Annotated in this window: 19 protein-coding genes and 1 pseudogene; 9 read left to right on the top strand and 11 right to left on the bottom strand. The window is 35.8% G+C overall.

The window, feature by feature from the left end; all coding sequences use genetic code 11:
• The first annotated feature begins 85 nt into the window (after positions 1–85).
• From ACSSV9_RS01370 to hemG, 9 genes and pseudogenes are all read left to right on the top strand, one after another.
• Positions 86–910, top strand: a complete 825-nt coding sequence (locus ACSSV9_RS01370; RefSeq protein WP_437345414.1) for a cytochrome C assembly family protein — start codon at positions 86–88, stop codon at positions 908–910.
• 16 nt (positions 911–926) lie between these two features.
• The gene (gene hemA, locus ACSSV9_RS01365) at positions 927–2225 is read left to right on the top strand and encodes a glutamyl-tRNA reductase (protein WP_437345413.1); all 1299 of its coding nucleotides are present in this window, start codon (positions 927–929) and stop codon (positions 2223–2225) included.
• Entirely contained in the window at positions 2222–3157 is a 936-nt protein-coding gene (hemC, locus tag ACSSV9_RS01360) for a hydroxymethylbilane synthase (RefSeq protein ID WP_437345412.1), read from the top strand. The genes hemA and hemC overlap by 4 nt, the downstream gene beginning before the upstream one ends.
• Positions 3111–3938, top strand: coding sequence for a uroporphyrinogen-III synthase (locus ACSSV9_RS01355; RefSeq protein ID WP_437345411.1), 828 nt, complete (start codon positions 3111–3113; stop codon positions 3936–3938). Before hemC ends, ACSSV9_RS01355 begins: the two co-directional genes overlap by 47 nt.
• A gap of 9 nt (positions 3939–3947) precedes the next feature.
• Positions 3948–4991, top strand: a complete 1044-nt coding sequence (gene hemE / locus ACSSV9_RS01350; protein ID WP_437345410.1) for a uroporphyrinogen decarboxylase — start codon at positions 3948–3950, stop codon at positions 4989–4991.
• A gap of 18 nt (positions 4992–5009) precedes the next feature.
• Entirely contained in the window at positions 5010–6380 is a 1371-nt protein-coding gene (gene hemN, locus ACSSV9_RS01345; RefSeq protein WP_437345409.1) for an oxygen-independent coproporphyrinogen III oxidase, read from the top strand.
• A gap of 45 nt (positions 6381–6425) precedes the next feature.
• Positions 6426–7388 carry a ferrochelatase gene (gene hemH / locus ACSSV9_RS01340; protein WP_437345408.1) on the top strand — a complete coding sequence of 321 codons (963 nt, stop codon included), beginning with the start codon at positions 6426–6428 and terminating at the stop codon, positions 7386–7388.
• Positions 7389–7416: 28 nt separating this feature from the next.
• Complete coding sequence (locus ACSSV9_RS01335; RefSeq protein WP_437345407.1) at positions 7417–9504, top strand: M3 family metallopeptidase; 2088 nt, start codon at positions 7417–7419, stop codon at positions 9502–9504.
• A 45-nt stretch (positions 9505–9549) separates the two neighbouring features.
• Positions 9550–10926, top strand: a pseudogene (hemG, locus tag ACSSV9_RS01330) (protoporphyrinogen oxidase); the annotation flags it as partial.
• Between the two features lie 36 nt (positions 10927–10962).
• Here the strand turns inward: hemG and ACSSV9_RS01325 are convergent.
• The 11 genes from ACSSV9_RS01325 to ACSSV9_RS01275 all read right to left on the bottom strand — a co-directional run bounded on the left by ACSSV9_RS01325 (position 10963) and on the right by ACSSV9_RS01275 (position 22468).
• The gene (locus ACSSV9_RS01325) at positions 10963–11277 is read right to left on the bottom strand and encodes a cupin domain-containing protein (protein WP_422881074.1); all 315 of its coding nucleotides are present in this window, start codon (positions 11275–11277) and stop codon (positions 10963–10965) included.
• A 20-nt stretch (positions 11278–11297) separates the two neighbouring features.
• On the bottom strand, positions 11298–13514 hold the full coding sequence (locus ACSSV9_RS01320) for a nitric-oxide reductase large subunit (protein ID WP_422881076.1): 2217 nt from the start codon (positions 13512–13514) through the stop codon (positions 11298–11300).
• A 15-nt stretch (positions 13515–13529) separates the two neighbouring features.
• Complete coding sequence (locus ACSSV9_RS01315) at positions 13530–14135, bottom strand: DUF6448 family protein (protein ID WP_422881077.1); 606 nt, start codon at positions 14133–14135, stop codon at positions 13530–13532.
• Positions 14136–14170: 35 nt separating this feature from the next.
• Positions 14171–14353, bottom strand: a complete 183-nt coding sequence (locus tag ACSSV9_RS01310) for a hypothetical protein (protein WP_422881079.1) — start codon at positions 14351–14353, stop codon at positions 14171–14173.
• A gap of 359 nt (positions 14354–14712) precedes the next feature.
• On the bottom strand, positions 14713–16101 hold the full coding sequence (locus tag ACSSV9_RS01305; protein WP_437345406.1) for a BamA/TamA family outer membrane protein: 1389 nt from the start codon (positions 16099–16101) through the stop codon (positions 14713–14715).
• Between the two features lie 13 nt (positions 16102–16114).
• Positions 16115–17458 (bottom strand): inositol-3-phosphate synthase, encoded by a 1344-nt coding sequence (locus ACSSV9_RS01300; RefSeq protein WP_422881083.1) that lies wholly within the window; start codon positions 17456–17458, stop codon positions 16115–16117.
• Positions 17459–17490: 32 nt separating this feature from the next.
• Positions 17491–18201 (bottom strand): HAD family hydrolase, encoded by a 711-nt coding sequence (locus ACSSV9_RS01295; protein ID WP_422881084.1) that lies wholly within the window; start codon positions 18199–18201, stop codon positions 17491–17493.
• Positions 18179–19204, bottom strand: a complete 1026-nt coding sequence (locus tag ACSSV9_RS01290) for a lysylphosphatidylglycerol synthase transmembrane domain-containing protein (RefSeq protein WP_422881085.1) — start codon at positions 19202–19204, stop codon at positions 18179–18181. The genes ACSSV9_RS01295 and ACSSV9_RS01290 overlap by 23 nt, the downstream gene beginning before the upstream one ends.
• A complete protein-coding gene (locus ACSSV9_RS01285; RefSeq protein ID WP_437345405.1) occupies positions 19197–20219 on the bottom strand; it encodes a Gfo/Idh/MocA family protein in 1023 nt (340 codons plus the stop codon). Before ACSSV9_RS01285 ends, ACSSV9_RS01290 begins: the two co-directional genes overlap by 8 nt.
• Positions 20212–21138, bottom strand: a complete 927-nt coding sequence (locus tag ACSSV9_RS01280) for a CDP-alcohol phosphatidyltransferase family protein (protein WP_422881089.1) — start codon at positions 21136–21138, stop codon at positions 20212–20214. The genes ACSSV9_RS01285 and ACSSV9_RS01280 overlap by 8 nt, the downstream gene beginning before the upstream one ends.
• The gene (locus ACSSV9_RS01275; RefSeq protein ID WP_437345404.1) at positions 21113–22468 is read right to left on the bottom strand and encodes an aspartate aminotransferase family protein; all 1356 of its coding nucleotides are present in this window, start codon (positions 22466–22468) and stop codon (positions 21113–21115) included. Before ACSSV9_RS01275 ends, ACSSV9_RS01280 begins: the two co-directional genes overlap by 26 nt.

Below are 22468 nucleotides of genomic sequence, written 5' to 3'. Positions count from 1 at the left end.
ATTGTCTTCTATGACATGAAAGATTAACGGCTTTTTTGCTAATAATTTGTTAATTTATGATTAACAAATAAAATTAATAAAGTATATGCTATCTACTATTTCGTTTTTCAATATATTGCTACCGTTCTTATACATAATTGTATTTTTGGTCTACGCTTTCGACTTTTTCTCGGAGAAAAGTAAGTTCACGCATTCAAAGAGAATATTCCTCTTTGTCACATTAATTGCCCACATTCTCTATATCATTTTCAGAACGGTTGAATTCGATCATACCCCGATTACGAGTAAATTCGAAATATTTTCATTATTGGCATGTTCAATTGCGTTTTCTTATTTTTTACTGGAACTCCTCACAGATATCAGAGGAACCGGAACATTCATCCTCTTTTTCTCTGTAATATTTCAGATTATTTCTTCCCTCTTTATAGAACATAACTATCAGGTGCCGGAAGTGCTCAGAAACAGAATGTTGGGTATACATGTAATAAGCGCACTGCTTGGATATTCCGGTTTTACAATTTCCGCAGTATACGGAATTTTGTTCCTTATACTCTACAAAAATCTCAAGACAAATAAATTCGGACTGATTTTCAACAGACTGCCGAGTCTCGAAATACTTGAGAAGCTCAGTTTTTATTCGGTATTGATTGGATTTATTTTATTAACAGTAGCAATGATTATTGGAATAATATGGCTGCCGAGCGCTTTCCCCGATTTCAGTTACGGCGACCCGAAGCTTGTCGGAACGTTCTTTGTGTGGATTATCTATTGTCTCGGTATTGCAAGCAAATTAATCGGGAAATGGTATGGCAGAAAAGTTATAATATTTTCGCTTACCGGATTTGTCCTTACAATGGTCTCGTTGATTTTGACGAGCACTCTGCAAAATACTTTTCATTCATTTTATTAAAAATAGATTTGCATAAATGAACTTTGTTGGAATTACAATAAATCATAATACTGCGCCGATTGAAATACTCGAATCGCTCCACCTTAGTCGTGATGAAATAATTGAATTTATATCGCACTTAAAAGAAAATTATAAAGAAGGAGTGATTTTATCGACATGCAACCGAACGGAAATATATTCGCTACTTCCCAATTACAATCTGGATTCTAATAAGATAATTGCCAGTTTGCTGGAATTTAAAAAAGTAGAAAATCTTAAAAACGAGTATTTCAGAAGATATTTTTCATGCGGAGCCGTAAAGCATCTTTTCTCTGTTGCTGCGGGAATCGACTCGCTGGTAATTGGCGATAGCCAGATATTGGGACAGGTTAAAGAAGCTTATGAAATTTCCGAGGATATTAATTTTTCCGGTTCAGTAATTAAGCGAGTATTCGAAGCTGCTTTGAAAGTAGGAAAGAGAGCTATAAAGGAGACGGCTATTGGAGAAGGCGCTGTAACAGTCAGCTATGCCGCTGTCCAAGTGGTCGAAAAAATCTACTCGAATCTCGATAAAAAATCAGCGTTGATTATTGGGGCAGGTGAGACTGGCGAATTGGCTGCAGTTCACTTGAGAGACAAAGGAATTGGCAAAATAAGTATTTCCAACCGTACAATTGAACGCGCCGAAAAATTAGCAGAAAAAGTTAAAGGCGGGATTACTCCGTTCCCATCCCTTAAAGAGCATTTGCATAATTATGATATTATAATAAGCGCTACAAGTGCAGAAAATCTTATTATTCATTATGAGGATTTGGCATCTGCTGTTAAAAAAAGAAAAGGACAACCAATTGTAGTTATGGACATTGCAATTCCGAGAGATGTCGACTCGAGAGTAAAAGAAATTGACAGCGTTTTTTATCACGATATGGAATCGTTAAAAGTTATTGTCGACCAGAATATTCAGAAAAGAAAAAATGAAATTCCTAAAATCGAATCGATTATTATGGAAGAAATGCAGAATTTCTTTGCATGGTACAATACTCTCGAAATTGTGCCGGTAATTAAATCTCTCAGGAATTTCTTCGATTCAATTCGCGAAGATGAACTCGAAAAAATTAAACATAAAGTTACTCCGGAAGATTTTAATAAAATAGAAGATATGACTCGCAGGATGATAGGCAGATTATTGCATAATCCTACAATTAAATTAAGACAACTTGCCGAACAGGGCATCAATCCCGACGATATAGCAAATCACTCGTTTTTGATTAAAGAACTTTTCTCGCTCGATAATAAAACAAACGGCACGGAAGAAAATAAAGAGGAAAAAAATTGAATAAGCGTAAACTTATTATTGGCAGCCGAGGGAGCGAACTGGCTCTCTGGCAGGCTAATTTTATTAAAAAACAACTCGAAAAGGTCGATAAAAATCTCGACATTGAAATTAAAATTATTCGCACAAAAGGCGACAAAATATTAAACAAATCGCTTTCGAAGATTGGCGATAAAGGATTGTTTACCAAAGAAATCGAGAATGAATTAATAAAAGGCACGATTGACTTAGCAGTTCACAGTTTGAAAGACTTGCAAACTGAATTACCCGACGGTTTGATGCTTGCCGCAGTAACAAAAAGACACCCGGTTGAAGATGTTCTGATTGCTCGAAAAAAAAGAACTACTATCGAATCTTTGCGCGAAGGCGCTATAGTTGCAACCGGATCACTCAGAAGGAAAGCACAATTACTCCATTTACGGCCAGATATTAAAATTGTCGATTTGAGAGGAAACGTACCGACTCGCATAAATAAATTTCTGGAGTCGGATTGGGATGCAATTATTCTTGCAAGAGCAGGAGTTGAAAGACTTAATCTTAAAAAATATATTTCTTCTTTTATATCAACTGAAGAAATATTACCTGCTGTTGGGCAGGGAGCTCTCGGTATCGAAGTTAAGAATGATAATAAAGACGCTATAGAAATTCTTAAATCGATTCACGATTTTGAAACTTACGTTGAAACTGCTGCCGAGAGGTCATTGCTGAAATCGCTCGAAGGAGGCTGTCAGGTGCCCATCGGAGCTTATGCTAAAAAAGAATCGAACGGTTTGTATCTCGACGCGGTTGTTGCCAGTTTAGACGGTACTATTACTTTCAGAAAGAAAATGAGAGGTTCGTCCGCCAAACCGGAAGCCCTTGGTAAAAAACTGGCGAAGGATTTGTTGCGTGCCGGATCACGAAAAATTTTATCCGACATTAAATCAAACGGATAAATTGATACTCGAAAACACAAAAATATTGATAACGAAAGAGGAAGGAATTTATTCCTCGTTGCAACCCCTTGCTGACGAGGGAGCCGAATTGATTTTCTTCCCGGCTATTAAAATAGTCCCTGCTTTTAGCGAAAAGGAAATTATCGACCTTTCGACCGAAATTAGAAATTATGACTATTTGATTTTTACTTCACAAAATGCAGTTTCGATTTTTCATGATATAGCAGAGGATTTCGGACTGGACCTTTCTAAAACAAAAATTGCAGTAACAGGTAAAACTACTGCAGATAAGTGCGCAGAAAAAGGCTATTATATTCATATAATTCCGGAACAATTCAGCGCAGCCGGATTACTCGAAAGATTTAAAAATATCGGCGTCGAAAATAAAAAAATCCTTTTACCCTCTTCGTCAATTGCACGGGATGAATTACAAAAAGGACTGATAGAACTTCGTGCCACCGTTAAAGTAATGAAAATTTACGATACGGTTCAGAACGATTCAGATACTCTCGCCGATAAAATTGAATTGATTAAAGAAGATAAACCCGATCTGTTCGTGTTTACGAGTCCGTCAAACTACAAGAATTTTATCGGCATTATGAACATTGACAATCCTGCCGATTATTTTGGCGATAGTTTTATTTGCGCAATCGGAACAACTACCGAGAAAGAGATAAGAAAATCCGGTGTGAATGTAAATATCGTCCCGGCAGAATTTTCGCTAAATGGAATTTCAGATGCCATCATAACGTTTTATAAATCTACAGGCAATATGGCTTAAGGAGGAAAATTGAACTTAAAAAACGACTTATTTCTGAAAGCTTGTAAAAAAGAAAATACCGAAAGAACTCCGGTTTGGATAATGAGACAGGCGGGAAGGTATTTGCCCGAATATAGAAAAGTAAGAGAAAAATACGATTTTCTCACGATGTGCAAAACACCGGAACTTGCAGCAGAGGTAACTATTCAGCCGGTTGATATAATCGGTGTTGATGCCGCAATCATTTTTTCCGACATACTCGTTATTCCCGAAGCGATGGGTATGAAACTCGAAATGGTAGAAAGTAAAGGACCAAAACTTTACGAACCGGTCAGAAACGCAAACGATATTTACAAACTCAAAAAAATTGACCCAGTTAAAGATCTGAAATATGTCCTCGATGCGGTATCTCTAACAAAAAAAGAATTGAATCATCGAGTACCTTTAATTGGATTTTCCGGCTCGCCCTGGACTTTAATGACCTATATGGTGGAAGGTGGGGGAACAAAAAACTTTTCGGAAGTCAAAAAGTTTATTTATAACCAGCCCGAAGCTGCTCACCGTTTACTTGGAATGATTTCTGACGCAGTGGCAGAATATTTATCGGCTAAATTGGAATCCGGAGTAGATGCCGTTCAGATTTTTGATACATGGGGCGGCATTCTGACCCCTCACGACTTCGAGGAATTTTCTCTCAGATATATTAAAGAAGTAATCTCAAAAATTAATCGCAAGGACCAACCAATTATTGTCTTTGCAAAAGGCGTTCATTACTCGATTGAAAAATTGGCTGACTGCGGAGCTGATGTGCTCGGCCTCGATTGGACTATGAATCTGAATGAAGTCAGAAATAAAGTAGGTAGTAAAGTAGCATTACAGGGGAATCTCGATCCAACTGTACTTTATGCAGGTAAAGATAAAATTTTTGAAGAAACTGTAAGAGTTCTTAATTCTTACGGTAAAGGTTCCGGACATATATTTAATCTCGGTCATGGAATTTTACCCGATATCGATCCGGAAAATGTGAAGTTTCTCGTCGCCACGATTAAAGAAGAAAGCAAAAAAAATTTTTAATAAAAAAATGGGTACGAAATGTTCGACATAAATCTCGATTTGATTAAGAAATACGACAGACCCGGTCCAAGATATACAAGTTATCCGACGGCGCCGCATTTTAATGAATCGTTTAAAGCGGAAAATTTTATTGACGAAGTTATCAGAACGAATAATCAGGATAATCCACCTTATCTTTCGCTCTATTATCATATACCTTTTTGCGATACGCTTTGTTATTTCTGCGGTTGCAATATGATTGTTACTAGGAACCGAGACAGAATAAAAAAATATATCAATTACGTGAAAAATGAAATCGACTTGCTAAGGACTTATATAAAACCCGATAGAAAGGTAATCCAATTACATTGGGGCGGAGGTACTCCTACACATTTAAATCCTGATGAAATTGAAGACTTTATCGGTTATATCAATTCCAATTTCGAAATGCTGCCCGAAGCAGAGAAAGGATGCGAGATTGATCCTCGCGGGTTAACTAAAGAACATCTTGAAGCATTACGATACGGCGGGTTCAATAGAATAAGTATGGGTGTGCAGGATTTCAACGAGAAGGTCCAAAAAGCCGTCAACAGAATTCAACCCGAGGATATGACAAGGCAAGTGGTAAACTGGGTGCGTGAACTCGGTTTTCAAAGCATTAATCTCGACTTAATTTACGGTCTCCCTTTTCAAACCCTCGAAACATTTGAAAGCACTGTTGATAAAATAATTGACATTTCGCCCGACAGAATAGCGGTTTTTAACTATGCTCACGTTCCATGGCTAAAAAAACATATGGGACTTATTAATCCTGAAGATTTACCAAAGCCGGAAGTTAAATTACAGATTCTTAAAATGACAATCGAAAAACTGACATCCGCCGGATATGTTTTTATCGGGATGGATCACTTTGCCAGGCCGGAAGATGAACTGGCTGTTGCTTTGAGAGAGAAGAAACTCTACAGAAATTTTCAGGGCTACAGCACACACGCCGGCGCAGATCTGTATGCTATGGGTATTACTTCAATAAGTCAGATCGGAAGAATTTATACTCAGAATTACAAAAAGGAGAAAGAATACTTCGAAGCTCTGGACAACGAAACCTTCCCGACCGAGAGAGGATATTATCTTAGCGACGACGATTTATTGCGGCGCGAAGTCATCACCAGGATTATGTGCGACTTCGAGCTCGATTTTGAGTCAATCGAAAATAAATTCAATATTGAATTTGAAAACTATTTTAAAAATGCTCTCGAAGGGTTGAAAAAATTTGCCGAGGATAACCTTGTTGTAATTGATAATCGGAAAATTACGGTTACTCCAATGGGTAGATTATTAATTAGAAATATCGCCATGAATTTCGATAGATATCTCGAAAAAGAAAATACAAAATATTCACGAACCATATAATTGATTTGCGTGTTTAGATATTCATAATAGCAGAAAGAAGAGAAAATGGGAAAAAATGCGGTTGTACTTTTTAATTTGGGAGGTCCGGATTCACTTGAAAGCGTAGAGCCGTTTCTTTTTAATTTATTCCAGGACCCTGATATATTCAAAATTCCAATTGGTCAAAAGTTATTTGCAAAAGTTATTTCCAGCAGAAGAGCTCCAAAAGTTATAGAAGAATATAAATTGATTGGTGGGAAATCGCCAATTAACGAATGGACCGAAAAACAAAGAAGTATGCTGGAAGAAAAATTGAATCAAACGGATTCTAAGTACGACGTTTTTGTGGCAATGAGATACTGGAAACCTTTTACGGATGAAGTTGCGCATAAAGTAGAATCCGGCAATTACGATCATATTCTTTTACTTCCTCTATATCCTCATTATTCAATAACCACAACAGGTTCGTCTTTTAATGAGTGGAAAAGAAAATATCGCGGACCAGAAGACAAGCTGATTTATATCGACCATTATCACACTAACGATAAATATATTGCTGCATTAAATCAAAGGATCGATGAAACAATAGAACGTTTTCCCGAAAATGTTCGCGATAAAATAGTTCTTGTTTTCAGTGCCCACGGAACTCCGGTAAATCTCCTTAAAAGAGGAGACCCTTACAGTCACCAGATAAAAGAGACAATGGAAGCTGTAATGAAAGCTCGAAATTATTCACATCCCTATCACCTCTGTTTCCAAAGTAAAGTAGGTCCACAAAAATGGCTTGAACCTGCAACTGATGAAATGATTAGAAAACTTGCATCGAATGGCAATAAACACTTGCTTGTTATTCCGATTAGTTTTGTTTCAGACCACATTGAAACTTCATTTGAACTCGATATCGAATACCGGCATGTGGCAGATGATTGCGGAATTGAAAATTATTTTGTTATGAACGGACTGAACGATTCGTCTTTGTTTGTAGACGCTCTATACGAGCTTGTTATTAATTATCTACCTCCGAAATAAAATTATAATTAGATAAATCGGAGCTGTTATGAAGTCCTTTATTTTTTTGTTTGTTATAACTTTATCAACAATAATTCCTCAAGAGAAAATTATGGATAATCCTTTATTAAAAGAATGGAATACCCCCTTTGGAACTCCTCCGGTTGACGAAATTAAAGACGAGCATTTTCTACCGGCTATCAAATATGCAGTCGAATTGCAGAAGAAAGAAATTGAAGCAATTGCCAGCAACAGTGAAGAGCCAACGTTCGAAAATACTATCGAAGCTATGGAAAAAAGCGGAAGTATGTTAGATCGGGTATCGAGATTATTTGATGCTTTGAACGAGGCGAATACAAATGAAAAATTGCAGAAGGCAGCGCGTGAAATTACTCCTATTCTTACGCGCCATGAAGACGATATTTATCTTAACGAAAAGTTATATAAGCGTGTAAAAGTTCTCTACGAAAAAAAAGAATCGCTTGGACTTAATCCCGAACAAATGCGTCTCCTTGAATTTTATTATAAAGACTTCGTGCGTAGCGGAGCCGACCTTCCGCCGGAAAAGAAAGAAGAATTGCGGAAGATCAACGAGGAGATATCTTCTCTTGCTCTTAAGTTCAGCGAAAATTTATTAAAGGAAACGAATGCAGTCGCACTTGTAATCGATAACAAAGAAGACCTGGTAGGATTGCCCAAAAGCGTTATTCAACTGGCTGCGGAAAACGCTTCGGCAAAAGGATATGAAGGCAAATGGGTCTTTACTCTTCAAAAACCAAGTTGGATACCGTTCCTGCAATATTCACCTAAAAGAGAATTGCGCGAAAAATTATTCAAAGCGTATATAAAACGAGGCAACAACAATAATGAATATGATAATAAAGAAATTATTGCACGCATTGTTTCTCTGAGAGTCAAAAGAGCAAATTTGTTGGGTTATAAAACACATGCGGATTATGTACTCGAAGTGAATATGGCAAAAACTCCCGACAGGGTTTATAAATTCTTGCATGAATTATGGACTCCTGCATTAAAACGCGCAAAATCGGAAGTTAAACAAATGCAGAAGATCATAGAATCTGAAGGCAATAATTTCAAACTGCAAGCGTGGGATTGGTGGTACTACGCTGAAAAATTGAAAAGAGAAAAGTACAATCTCGATGAGGAAATGCTTCGTCCTTATTTCAAGATGGAAAATGTGCTTAAAGGTGCTTTTGAAGTCGCCTCTAAATTGTACGGAATAAAATTCATCGAAAGAAACGATATACAGACATACCACCCTGACGTAAAAGTTTTTGAAGTAGTTGATGAGAATGATAAACATATCGGTATCTTTTATACCGATTATTATCCCCGCGACGGTAAAAGAAGCGGTGCATGGTCGAGCAGCTTTAGAGTTCAGACGAATATTGACGGCAATTTTGTGACGCCGCTGGTTTACAACGTCGGCAATTTTTCGAAACCAACTGCAGATAAACCTGCATTGATGAGTGTGGACGAAGTTAACACTTTATTCCATGAACTGGGACATGCATTGCATTCACTCTTGTCGAATACAACTTATCACAGAACCAAATGGGTGCCGCGCGATTTTGTAGAATTACCCTCGCAGATTATGGAAAACTGGGCATTGGAACCGGAAGTGTTAAAACTTTATGCAAAACACTACAAAACAGGCGAACCCATGCAGGACGAGTTAATCGCTAAAATTGAAAACTCCAAATTGTTTAATCAGGGATTTGAAACGGTAGAATATCTGGCGGCAGCATTCCTCGACATGGACTGGCATACTTTAACGGATACTGCAATCTACGACGTGGAAGAATTTGAGAAGAAATGTTTCGATAAACTCGGTAAAATTCCTGAAATCGAATCACGTTATCAAACGACAAATTTTGCACATATTGTAGGTGGTTACTCAGCCGGTTATTATAGCTATATATGGTCTGCAGTCTTGGATGCAGATGCGTTCGAAGCTTTTAAAGAAAAAGGCGATTTGTTCGACAAAGAAACGGCAAATGCATTCGGAAAATTATTGGCAAAAGGAGGCACAAAAGAACCGATGCAGCTATATATCGAATTCAGAGGCAGGGAACCAAAAGTTGATGCTCTACTGAAAAGAAGAGGTCTAAATTAAATTATTCTTTTGTTATAGTTCCCATTTCTTAGATGTGCAAATAATAAATGGATGTTTTATATGTCAAAAAAAATAATTGTTCTCGGAGCAGGTATATCAGGACTATCGACTGCTTACTGGCTTGTTAAAAATGGGTTTGATGTAATAATCCTCGAGAAAAAAAATGAGCCTGGCGGGTCGATGGTTTCAAGAAGGATTGATGACTTCCTGGTTGATTATGGACCAAACAGTGGATTGGAAACGACTCCATTGATTAAGAAATTGGTTGATGAAGTACAACTTAACGATGAAATGATTTATGCTAACAGTTCGGCATCGAAACGATACATTTTGAAAAACGGTGAATTAATCCCACTGCCGATGAGCCCGCTTTCGTTTATTAAAACAAATTTGTTTTCTACGGGTGCAAAATTCAGATTGATGGCGGAACCGTTTATTTCAAAATCCGACGACGGATATTATCAGAGTATTGCTCAATTTGTCAGGAGACGGCTCGGCAATGAATTTCTCGACTATGCAATTGATCCTTTTGTGAGTGGAGTATTTGCCGGCGACCCCGAAAAATTGAGTGTTAAATCGGCTTTCCCAAAATTATACAGACTCGAGGAAGTCTACGGCGGATTAATCAAGGGTATGATTAAAGGCGCAAAAGAAAGAAAACAACGAAACGAGGAATCGAAACAGAGTGCAAAAATGTTTTCTTTTATTGAAGGAATGCAATCGCTGCCCAACTCAATTGCGGCAAATTTGAAAGATAAAATCGTCTTTAATGCACAAGTATTGAATGTATTGGGTACTAACGATCATCAATGGAAGGTTATATTTGAATTGGATGGTAAGCAGGAGAGTCTAATAGCAGATTCAATTATTTCTACATTGCCGGCATATGTTGCTTCAAAAGTTTTTTGTGAGCTCGACGATAAGCTGGCTGAGCATCTAAATTCAATTTATTATCCGCCGGTAATGGTGCTATATCTGGGTTATAAAAAATCGGATATACAAAGGAAACTCGACGGTTTTGGATTCCTGATACCGTCAAAAGAAAAAAAGCATTTCCTCGGCGCAATATGGAGTTCGTCGATCTTTCCGAATAGATGCCCCGACGATAAAGCAGCCTTTACGTTGTTTATCGGTGGTGCTCGTTCGCCTCAGATTTTTAATATGGAAAAATCCAAGCTAATAAAAATTGTGCTTTCGGAGTTTCATGAGATAATGAAAATTGAAGGTGAGCCGATAATTATTGAATCTATAATGTGGGAAAAAGCAATTCCTCAGTATAATCTCGGTTACATCGAGCATGAAAGTTATATTGAACAATTTGAAAAAAAGAATAAAGGTATCGTTTTGAGCGGTAATTATCGGGGCGGAATCTCAGTAGGAGATTGTATTAAAAATTCCGAGTTAAGAATCCGGGACTTATAAATAAATAAGAAATTCCGCCCGATGATATACAACAAATTATTTTATCATAATCAAAAGCAGTTTAGATCTGTCTATCGCTTTTAATCCATGTGGAATATTTGGTGGCATTATAATTAGTTCTCCAGTTTTAACATTATTAACCTTTCCGCCTATTGTTATTTCCATTTCGCCTTCGACGACGTAAGCAACAGCCTCGTAAGGTGAAGTATGCTCTGTTAAAGATTCTTCTTTATCGAAAGCAAAAAGTGTTATGTTTCCGCTCGTTTTTTTAAGAATCTGTTTACTGACAATTGAGCCATTTTGATAAGCAATTGAATCGGCTAGTGACACTTTATTAATTTCATCGTTCATTATATTACTCACTAATTGTTTTATTTATTTTTTAAGAACTTAATAGACAATTGGAAAAAAAAATAGACGAGGATAATTGCACCAATTGCAAAAATTGAATCGCCAAATGCTCTCAGCCATCTTAATGTTTGCATTGTGCTGGTTTGCAAAAATTCAGCGCTCCTTGCGTACCAGTAACCGTGTTCAACTGAAGCCCAGGTTTGCATTAAACCGACAGGGAGTAAACTAAAGGTAACCATGGCAAATAATCCAAAATTTATCAGCCAGAAAGACCATTTAATTGGTTTTTCATTCCATTCGATATCCGGTCTAATTCCGCGTAGTGAAAATAGCATTAATCCAATTCCGAGCATTCCATAAACTCCAAACAATGCAGCGTGTCCGTGAACAGGAGTAGTATTTAGTCCTTGCATATAATAAAGGGCAATTGGGGGATTAATCATAAACCCGAAAAGTCCTGCTCCCAGCATATTCCAAAAAGCAACCGAGACAAAAAAGTAGATTGCCCATTTATATTTTTTCACCCATTCAGTCGATCTTGAAAGTTTAATATTTTCCCACGCTTCATAACCAACAAACATAAGTGGTACAACCTCAAGAGCGCTGAATACGGAGCCTAATGCCAGCACAATCATTGGAGTTCCGGAAAAATAGAGATGATGAAGTGTGCCAATAATTCCGCCAGAAAGAAAAATTGTTGCTGAAAGTACGGTGGCCTGTCCTGCAGTTTTAATAGATATCAGGTTTAATCTGGCAAATAAAAATGCAATTACAACTGTAGCAAAAACCTCAAAAAATCCTTCGACCCAAAGATGAACTACCCACCAGCGCCAATATTCGGCAATTGCGAGATTTGTATGCTTTCCGTACATCAATGCAGCTCCGTAAAATAAAGCAATAGCAATTGTAGAAATTAAAAATAGAGTAAGAATAGGTTTTTGTTCGTTATTTTTTTTGAGAGCAGGTTTGATTCCACGCCACATCAGGAATAACCACAAAAATAATCCAATTAAAAGTGAAATCTGAAAAAATCTGCCAAGATCAATATATTCATAACCACTATGTCCGAAGTAAAACCAGAAATTTTCAGGCAATAAATGTTTTATACTAAGCCATTCACCTGCCATTGAACCAAGAACAACTACCAGTAAAGCGATAAAAAGAATATTAACGCCTAATTTTTGTCCCTTGGGTTCAACACCACTAACAGCAGGAGCGATGTAAAGACCAGAGGCGAGCCAGGCGGTTGCAATCCAGAAAATCCCTAGCTGAATATGCCAGGTTCGTGTAATTACATATGGAAAAATCTCGGCTATAGGTATTCCATAAAAAGCTCCGCCTTCTACTCCATAATGTGCAGTAACCACTCCTAAAATTATTTGCAGAAGAAAAAGCAATGAAACAATCCAGAAATATTTAATAACAGCTTTTTGAGAAGGTGTTACTGTAGCTCCCAATAGTGGATCTTCTTTTGGAAAATCTTTGTGTTCTACCGTGCCTTTGTTTGCGGCGTAATACCACGCCATTCCACCAATGCCAAGCAACAACAGTATGATACTTACTCCAGTCCAAACAATTGTATCGGGAGTAGGAATATTCTGAATTAATTCTTCGTGAGGCCAATTATTTGTGTAGGTAAAATTTTCATTAGGTCTGTTAGTAGATGCAGCCCATGCGCTCCAGAAAAAGAATGCATTAAGCTTTCTTAGTTTTTCAGGATCACTTAAAGTGTTTTTGGGAATTGCATAATCATCATTCCCATTTGTAAAGACGTTATTAAAGTGCTTAATGTTTTCTTTAATCGCATCATATCTTTCGTTAGCTATTTGAATTTCACCTGTTTGATCATTATACGTGTTTGTTCTATACATCTCTATTAATTTTGCCTTAAGAGATGATTGTTGCTCTGCCGTTAGCTTGCTGAATTCTGTCCCATAATTTTGTGCCGACCAAATATTAAGGACAGTTACCAACTCACGATGGAGCCAATCAGCAGTCCAATCAGGTGCAACATAACTTCCGTGTCCCCAAACCGAACCAGATTCCATTCCACCCATTGCCTGCCATACATTTTGCCCCTCCTGAATATCAGACTTCGTAAAGACTATTTCTCCGTTTTTCGTTACAATTCTTTCCGGTATGGGAGGTTTTTGCTGGTAAATTTTTATACCGATTATACTAAGTACAGTAAAGGATACAATAATCACACTTAAAAAGCTGATCCAATATTTTTTCATAATATCCTCATTTTGTTAAAAATGATTTTGATTGTGCGTGTTATGTTGATTCTCGTTTTTGTCTGTATTAAATAGCTTTTCAACATAATGGATAAAATGAACATAAGCCTCAACAAATTCTCTCCCGGCTTTTATATCATTTACTTTATAATTTTTCTTTAGTTGAACATCATTAAAATACTTTATTACATCCGAATGTTTGGATTTATCTGCATGTTGAAGAATTTCTTCAACTGAACCTTTTTCAATTGCGATGTCTGCAGCTTCAATTCCTTCTTCTGGTCTATAACCTGCGGGTTTTAATCCGGTATAACCAACACCTTCACCCATTCTATGAAGCCTGACAACAGTTTCATAGAAATACATATCAGCTAATTCCAGAGCTTCATTATTAAGTGTTCTGACACGCAATACTTTATCGAAGAGATTTTGGATTTCCGACTCATATTCAGCTTTAATCCAGATTAATACATAATTAATATTACCTGTTTCGAGAGCTTTTTGAGCAGCTTTAACAACTGGACCCTCCATCGAATCACAATGAGCAAAAGTGGAATCTGACAGGATAAAAGTAAACAACGCTAAAAATGATATCATTGCAATTTTTGATTTGAGTATCATAGCAGTATCCTCCTTAATTAATAATTTGATTTTATTTACAAGTACTCTCCAAACAATAGTGCAGTTGGATAGGTAACTTCCTCTTCTATTTTTGCTTGTAGTTTCAATTGTTGAGCTAAATCAACGATATCATTTTTATTTTTTCCCTTTGTTACTTCAACCAATCTATTAAGAGCTATAACAATAGTCTTAGTTCTACGCCACCAATTTGCTTGCATTGGCGAGGTGATTGTAGGTCTCAGCGTGTTTAAATTTTAAGGATAAAGGGATATTAATCTTCATCATATTCTCCTTTTTTTATAGCAGGTTTAAACTATTTCCATTACAAATTAAATTCATTGACTTAGGTCAGAATAGTTTAGTTTGTATAAAGTATTCAATTCACTTACTCTTAAAATGCGGAAAAATCTAAGCTCAATAAATCCTATGACTCATTTATTTAATGTGCGGCTTGCAGGATATTAAAAAGATTATCAGATATTTCTCAAATGTATATCAAAGGATTTTAAATATATCGTTTAAGTATTCTTACTTTATCTTTCAAATTGCTTGATACGGAACCGATTTTCAGTAAATATCAAAACGCATGGTCAACAAACATTTGAATATACATTCCTTCTTTGCCAAAAGAATTATCCAATCTTAATATTAAATTATTCATAAATATTCGAATACCGGCACCGGCACACCATTTCATATCGGAATGCAATGTTGATAATTTCCAATCAGAGGCAACTCTGCCGATTTCTCCAAACAAAGCAAATTGCAGCCAATGAATATTAAGATTTCTTGTTAACCACCACTCGTTGAAAGGATTCCAGGAAATTATTTGTCTATATTCTGCACCATAATAAATTGCAGCGCGATCGTTGAATCTGCCTTCGTAATATGCCCGTAAATGATATCTTCCGCCGAGATAAGCTCCGGTATATGGCGGTGGTCGATGAAATTTTTTAATATTGTTTCCATTTTGATCTATTCCGACAATATCATAACTATTCCAAGTAAGTGTGTTAACAGTCCAGAAATCAATAGCTAATACTTTTGGCAGAGAATTTTTATCTGAAAAAATTTCGTGAAGCGGTAAGTACCATCTTAGATCTGCTTCGACAACACTCCAGGGTGCCATAGTATCAAACCATCCAAAATCTCTTCGAAATGCAAATTTCTGGAAGCTCCCTCGTGTAGGATTTACATAATAATCTGTATTCTCTCTTGTAAGCGCAAATTCAATTCCATTTGTAGCAAAAGCCACACGTTTTCTGTAAAAAGGTTTTATATCGATAAATGTCCTTCCACTTAGAAAAGGATTCCAATGAGTCCCGCCCGTTTCTCCCGAGACTAATATTCCGTTTTTAAATTTCGGAGCGAAATAGACTTTATCCTTTCCGTGACCAATTGGAAGCAAAAATCTCACTTTCATTTCGTACCATTGATCGGAACCGCTGACTTCCGCATAATCATTTTCATCGGAATCATTGCTTCCCGCACGTTCTTTTGAAGTTGCTGGGGGAGGTGAACCGGGCGGGTCTTTGTAAACCTTAAGCACGCCAAAGTAACCGCCTAAAATATCCGGCGCAATATATACTCGCGGATAAAACGGTAAATAAAATTCTCTGAATTGAATGAATCCATACTTGGTTCCATTAGTGCTAATTAATCCACCCATATAAAGGGACATATTTTTTTGTGATAATCCCTGAACTCCAACAAACCCGCCGACAGCCCAACCAAATATTTCGCTGTAAAGTGCGAAGGGCAGTGCTGAAATTGTAATGTCATTATTTTTTTGAACGAGAGAATCAATTATAACTTCTTCAATTAAGTCATTATTCAGGAAAGCAAATTCATTTGATTTGCTAATCTCTGATTGACTTTTAACATCGGCATAAAAAAGTGAACTAAATAATAAGAGCAAGAGAGCATTTATTTTTAGTCTATTATTAGCAGTTTGTTTTATCATCATTTTTATTAATTATTTAATCTAAATATTCTAGTTCGTCTATTAAATGATTTGTTCCATTCGTATCCAGGTGTGTAATTGGAGATTCATTCATTAATCTTCGCAATGTATTTTTTAATTTCATCATTTGAATGAAAAGGTCATGTTCAGGTACAACATCTGGCGAATGCATGGGACTCTTAAAGAATAAAGACATCCACTCCTGAATACCTTTCATTCCGCTTCTTTTTGCAAGATCAGCAAATAAAATTAAATCGAGTACAATTGGAGCTGCTAAAATAGAATCACGACACAAGAAATTAATTTTTAATTGCATCGGATATCCCAGCCAACCGAAAATATCAATATTATCCCAGCCCTCCTTATTATCACCACGCGGCGGGTAATAATTAATTCTGACTTTGTGATAATAATTTTCGTATAAATCCGGATATAAATCCGGTTGAAGAATTGAATCAATTACGGATAGTTTGCTTTCTTCTTTTGTTTTAAAGGAACCGGGATCATCCAACACTTCTCCATCTCTATTGCCAAGTATATTTGTTGAAAACCAACCACTTAAACCGAGCAATCTTGTTTTAAGCATAGGAGCTATTACAGTCTTAACCAAAGTTTGACCAGTCTTAAAATCTTTACCTGCAACCGGGACCTCCATTTCATTAGCAAATTCTACTATTGCCGGAGCGTCAACGCTTAAGCTTGGTGAACCATTTATATATGGAGCTCCTTCCGCAATTGCCGCATAAGCATAAAGCATGCTGGGCGAAACATCAGGATGATTATTTTTCATCCCTTCAATAAATGCTTCTTTAGTTTTGTGAACCTCGCTTACCGGTATGAAAGTTTCTGTGCTTGCTGCCCAGATAACAACAACACGTTTAAGTGAATGTAATTCTTTAAAAGTTTTTATATCATCTCTTATTTTCATCATCAGATCGTATTTTGTTTTTCCTTCTTTTACATAAGTGCCTGTTAATCGCTTAACATAATTTTGGTCGAAAACACCTTTCATTGGTTTTAAAGATTTTAATTCTTCTGCAGCATTATTCAAATCTTTTTCATTTAATACTTTTGCATATTCGGCAGCTTCAAAACAGGTTTCATCTCTTATATCCCAGCCACCAAAAATCAGATCATCAATAGCAGCTAGTGGAACAAAATCTTTTATCAATGGGAAATTATTATCGGATCTTTTTCCGATTCTAATTGTACCCATTTGTGTAAGCGAGCCGATTGGCTTTGCCAATCCTTTTCTAATGGCATAGATGCCGGCTAAAAATGTTGTTGATATTGCACCATTTAACCCGACAATTAAAACACCAAGTTTACCATCGGGATTTTCAATCATTTTTGATTCCATTTTTCTCTCTCCTTCTTTAGAATAATGAATATTTATATGACTTTATTTATCGTTTTTAAAATTTCAGGTAACTCCTTAAATGATTTTATAATAAAATCTGCTTTATCATTTTCGTTTTGTTCGTTCCATCCTCTGTTATTTATCCAAATTGTTTTGCAACCAATTAACTTTGCCGGAACAATATCATTGTTGTAAGAATCGCCAATCATAACAGCATTATTGGGATTTACGCCTAATTCATTCAAAGCGAACTGAAAAATTTTTGGATCTGGTTTTCTGAATCCGATTACTGCAGAATCAACAATGAAAGCGAAGTACTTTTTGATTGAAAGTTCTTTTAGAACTATCTCAATATTTCCATAATAATTAGAAATAAGTGCAAGCAAATATTCATTTGAAAGCTGATTTAATATCTCTTTAGTGATTTTCACATTTTCAATTACAGAACTATAACACCAATCTGTTAGTTTGTTAATGTTTTGTGAAAAATCTTCTTTTAACAGATTATTCTTTTTAAAATATTCTAATTGATATGCTATTTGAGATTTAAGAGTTTGCTTTAAGCTGAAATCTGGTTTAATGATATTAGAAATAGTCCGTTCAGAATAAACAAAAGCTTCCCTAAAATTTGCTTTTGTAAGTGGAATATGGAAATGATTATAAAGATCAAAGAATTTTTCACTCCAGTGAATTCCATCAGTATCAAGTGTTCCGCCAAAATCAAATAACAGTGCTTTTTTCATAATCTGTCTCAGTTAATAAATCCGGATTTGCTTTTTTCCCGCTTAGCGCAATGAGAATAATTCCAATTAATATCCAGAAAAGTTCTCGTATTCTATTTACCAATCCCACATAAATACCAAGCGAAGAAGTTATATTTAAAGTTTCTAAAACAAGTATAAGCCCACCTTCGCGGGAACCCAATTCTAAAGGCATAAAGAAAAAAAGATTTATCATAAAAGCGGAAAAAGCATTGATATACAATGCCTCAATAAAAGTTATATTAATTCCAATTGCCTTTAGAATAAACAAATATTCAAGTGATCCAATAATCCGTGAAATAATTTCACTTGATAGTGCTAAATAAAAATTCAGTTTTCGATTTAAATATAGATCTGTTATCTGCTCATCGATTATTTGAATTGATTCTTTTTTATTAAAAAGGGGGACAAAAACTCTATTTATGAAAGGGATTTTTAAAGAGATATTAAATAAAGATTTTACTACCCCTTTTTTGTGGCGTGTGATAAAAAAATATGTTATTACCAAAAACACTATCAGTGCAATTAACAAAGATAGCTTAGTTGCTACTGTAAGGGTTAGTGTAATGAACGCAAGCAAAATAATTAGTATCCAGAAAATAAAAGAAGAAAGAAAGTGAATCATTGAATACAGGATAGTAGAAGAAACCGCCCTACTTGTTCCCAGCTGCGCTTTTAGTTCTGCAATACGATATGGTTCGCCACCCAGTCCAACAAATGGCGTAATGTAATTAATTGCAAATCCGCTGATGGTTAGGGAAAATATTTTATAGAATGGGAAATTATGTTTATTATTTCCAAGTATAAATTTCCAGGCAAGTGCATTAAAAAAATAGACGAAACACCATACACCAATAACGGGAATAAAATACCAGCCGGTTTTATAAAGGTTTGATAAAATATTATTTAATCCGAAATCCCAAACCAGATAAGTAAATATTGTAAGACCGACTAAGAACAATATTATTTTGGATTTTTTACTCATTGTATAATTCTATTGTCTTGTTTTTGCAAGCAGATTGGTAACATTTATCCAGCAAGTAAATTGTGTTGTATGCGTCTTCCAATCCTTTTTTATGAAAATTCTTGTTCTGAACAGATTTTGTAAAATCAGAAAAGAGTTTTATATAAAGATTTGTATAATGGGATTTATCAGAAGCATCGGGCACAGATATTTTTTCACTTTTCTCATTTTTAGTTTTTATGATATAGCTATCGCCATCATAGAAAAGACTTCCACTCTTAGAAATCAGTTTTGCTTCATTTCGGCGGGAGTGATAAGCCCAGCTGAGATTAATTTGTATAATTCCTTGCTGATATTCTAAAATTATTTGAGATGTATCCTCAACCTGATATTGATTGTGCGCAAGATTTTGGTTAACCGTAGTTACCCTTAATGGCTTGCCCAACAACCAGTTTGAAAGGTAGAGATAGTGAAAGCCTGTATCAGACAAAATTCCACCTCCGCTGATTTCCTTATTTAATCTCCACGGCGGAAGATTAACACTCAAACCCGGATCAGCACCTGTTCTGAAAACATTGAATTGGAGAAATATTCTTTCATTATCATTTAATTCATCAACAAAAGATTTGAACTCGCCCCACAGAGGAGAATATTTATATTGATGACAAGGTACGAACAATATATTCTTTTCGATAAGAGTTTTATATAGTTCTGTTGCTTCGGCGTAAGATGTAGTAAATGGTTTTTCACAAATAATATGAATGCCTTTATCAATTGCCCACTCTATAATTTCTTTATGATATTTAGGCGGAGTAGTTATATCAATAAAATTAATCTTCTCGGTTTCAAACATTTTGTCTAATGATTCGTAAAAATTTATTTCGTTATACTCTTTCTTACAGTTTTCTCTTGTGTTAGCATTTGATTCAACCGCAGAAGTTATATCAATACTTGTTTTTAATTCTTCTGATCGAAAAGCTACAAGATGATTTGTTCTTGCTATTTTGCCAAAACCAACTATAGCTCCTTTAAGCATTTGATAATTCCTTTTTACCTTTCACAAACTCAAATAAGTATTTATGAATCTTTTCTTCCTTAATTACAAAGTAGATCAGCACCAGATTGAGTACTATTAATTCAAAAAGAAAATAGTAAAGGATATTGCCCCAAAAGACTGAAATAAACAGAACAATCATTCTTGTATTAGTAGTTAAAATATTCTGATACTTAATCATTGGTTTGTTTAGATTTCTATATTCCTCTTTAAACCATTGCGGGGCGATACCATTAAAACTATCTTCAACATACCTGTAAAGGCTTCTAACATTCTTTGCAAGGATATGTTGTTGACGAATATAATTTATATAAACCCTAAGCAGGAATTTCTTAAAAGGTGCATTTATCCAGGATAGTCTGGAATATGTTTCTTTAACCTCACTAAGATCATCAATATCTTTATTCTTATTTTGAGTGAAATACAAATAGAAGATTCTGTAGTAATCTGCCATTGCACTCTGAAAAGAGTGACTAATTCCGGAAATCAATGCAATCAGTAATATAAACGGTGTTCCACCTTCTATAATAAACCTTGCGGACATATGAAGGTAGATACTTATAAACCATAAATTACCGGCTACCCCATCAAATATTCTACCGTAACGTGAATAAGTATTGGTCATTCGAGCAAGCTGCCCGTCCGCTCCGTCCAGCGCTTCAGCTATTATAAGGAAAATGACGCCAATTATGTTTAAAGTAATATCTTGATAATAAAATAGATTACCTGCAACCACACCAAAAATAACGCTGATAAATGTTACATTATTTGGTGTGAGTCCCAATGACTTCGAAGCAAGAGCCATTGCATAACCCACTCTCCGATAAAATATTTTATCGAGAAATTCTTCAGTATCAGTTGATTTATATGTTGATTCAATTTTTAATTTGTTCAGCCACATAAGTAAATGCTTCCTCCATAATCTGCATACCTTCTTCTGCAATTTCTTTTGTGATGATTAAAGGTGGATAAACTCTTATATCTGCATTATATCCCATTAAAATCAATCCGCGTTTCAGACATTCCTGAAAAACCATTTCGGTATATTTTTTATCAAGTTTTTCTTTTGAATCTTTACCTTTGACAAGTTCAATCCCAATCATTAAACCTTTGCCACGCACATCCCCAATAATCGGAATTCTTGACTTCATCTCGTTAAGTTTTTCGAGCATAAAAGCACCAACTGTTGCAGAATTTTCAACTAAACCTTCTTCAATAATTGTTTTAACGGTAGCATAAGCCGCTGTTGATGCAAATGGATTTCCGCCATAACTGGAGGAACTTCCACTTGGATTACCAAAAGGTTTGGCAAAAATTATTTCTTTGCGAGACATAACTCCGGTTATTGGAAATCCGCCGCCAAATCCTTTTCCAATTGTAATGATATCAGGGATAATATTTTCGTGTTGAGTCCCGAACATTTTTCCTGTTCTTCCAAATCCGGTTATCATTTCATCACAGATTAATAATGCTCCAATATCATCGGCAAGTTTTCTTAATTCTTTTAGATATCCTGGAGCAGGTACAACATTTCCTGCGGTTCCTTGAATTGGCTCTACAATGATTGCAGCTATATTGTTTGTTGTTTCATATCTAATTTTTTTTCTTATGTGATCAACACATTCCCAATTACAACCAGGAAAAGTTTTATTAAATTCACAATGTCTGCAATCAGCATAAGGAGTGGTATAAATTCCTGGTGGTAGAGGACCGAGTTCAAACTTAAAATTATCTCCAAGTAATCCAAGTACACCAACAGTTTTGCCGTGAAATCCATTCCAGAATCCTATAAACTCATTTTTCTTTGTGTATGATTTTGCCATTCTAAGAGCTGCTTCAACAGCTTCAGCGCCGCCGCTGTAAAATTGGCTCCATCTTAAATCACCTATTGCAATTTCAGAAAGAAGTTTGGTAAGCTTGACTCTATTTTCAGAAGTGAAACTGCCAACATGAATTTTATCAAGTTGTTCTTTCATCATTTTGTTGTAAACCGGATGATTGTACCCAAGACTTGCGACACCGACACCTGCAAAAAAATCAATGTACCTGTTACCGTCAACATCATAGACAAAACATCCCTGACCACGTTCAATAGCAATTTTTGAACGTGTCGCAATGGTTTGAATGCCCGGAGCAATGTAGTTCTGCTCTTCATTAAACAATGCCAATGATTTCGGACCGGGAGTTTCTGTAAGAACAGAGGCATATTCGATTTTTCGTTCTACTTCCAT

The organism is Melioribacter sulfuriphilus (assembly GCF_051488685.1).
Taxonomy (GTDB): domain Bacteria; phylum Bacteroidota; class Ignavibacteria; order Ignavibacteriales; family Melioribacteraceae; genus Melioribacter.
Note: the sequence above shows the minus strand (reverse complement) of the source record. Positions and strands in the feature narration are given on the sequence as shown.

Bases quoted from the DNA above. Each gene is read 5' to 3' on its own strand.
- ACSSV9_RS01315 (WP_422881077.1), bottom strand. From the start codon at position 14,135: ATGATACTCAAATCAAAAATTGCAATGATATCATTTTTAGCGTTGTTT.
- ACSSV9_RS01295 (WP_422881084.1), bottom strand. From the start codon at position 18,201: ATGAAAAAAGCACTGTTATTTGATTTTGGCGGAACACTTGATACTGAT.
- ACSSV9_RS01285 (WP_437345405.1), bottom strand. From the start codon at position 20,219: ATGCTTAAAGGAGCTATAGTTGGTTTTGGCAAAATAGCAAGAACAAAT.
- ACSSV9_RS01325 (WP_422881074.1), bottom strand. From the start codon at position 11,277: ATGAACGATGAAATTAATAAAGTGTCACTAGCCGATTCAATTGCTTAT.
- hemH (WP_437345408.1), top strand. From the start codon at position 6,426: ATGGGAAAAAATGCGGTTGTACTTTTTAATTTGGGAGGTCCGGATTCA.
- ACSSV9_RS01275 (WP_437345404.1), bottom strand. From the start codon at position 22,468: ATGGAAGTAGAACGAAAAATCGAATATGCCTCTGTTCTTACAGAAACT.
- ACSSV9_RS01280 (WP_422881089.1), bottom strand. From the start codon at position 21,138: ATGTGGCTGAACAAATTAAAAATTGAATCAACATATAAATCAACTGAT.
- ACSSV9_RS01300 (WP_422881083.1), bottom strand. From the start codon at position 17,458: ATGGAATCAAAAATGATTGAAAATCCCGATGGTAAACTTGGTGTTTTA.
- hemN (WP_437345409.1), top strand. From the start codon at position 5,010: ATGTTCGACATAAATCTCGATTTGATTAAGAAATACGACAGACCCGGT.
- ACSSV9_RS01335 (WP_437345407.1), top strand. From the start codon at position 7,417: ATGAAGTCCTTTATTTTTTTGTTTGTTATAACTTTATCAACAATAATT.
- ACSSV9_RS01370 (WP_437345414.1), top strand. From the start codon at position 86: ATGCTATCTACTATTTCGTTTTTCAATATATTGCTACCGTTCTTATAC.
- hemA (WP_437345413.1), top strand. From the start codon at position 927: ATGAACTTTGTTGGAATTACAATAAATCATAATACTGCGCCGATTGAA.
- ACSSV9_RS01310 (WP_422881079.1), bottom strand. From the start codon at position 14,353: ATGCAAGCAAATTGGTGGCGTAGAACTAAGACTATTGTTATAGCTCTT.
- ACSSV9_RS01305 (WP_437345406.1), bottom strand. From the start codon at position 16,101: ATGATGATAAAACAAACTGCTAATAATAGACTAAAAATAAATGCTCTC.
- ACSSV9_RS01320 (WP_422881076.1), bottom strand. From the start codon at position 13,514: ATGAAAAAATATTGGATCAGCTTTTTAAGTGTGATTATTGTATCCTTT.
- ACSSV9_RS01290 (WP_422881085.1), bottom strand. From the start codon at position 19,204: ATGAGTAAAAAATCCAAAATAATATTGTTCTTAGTCGGTCTTACAATA.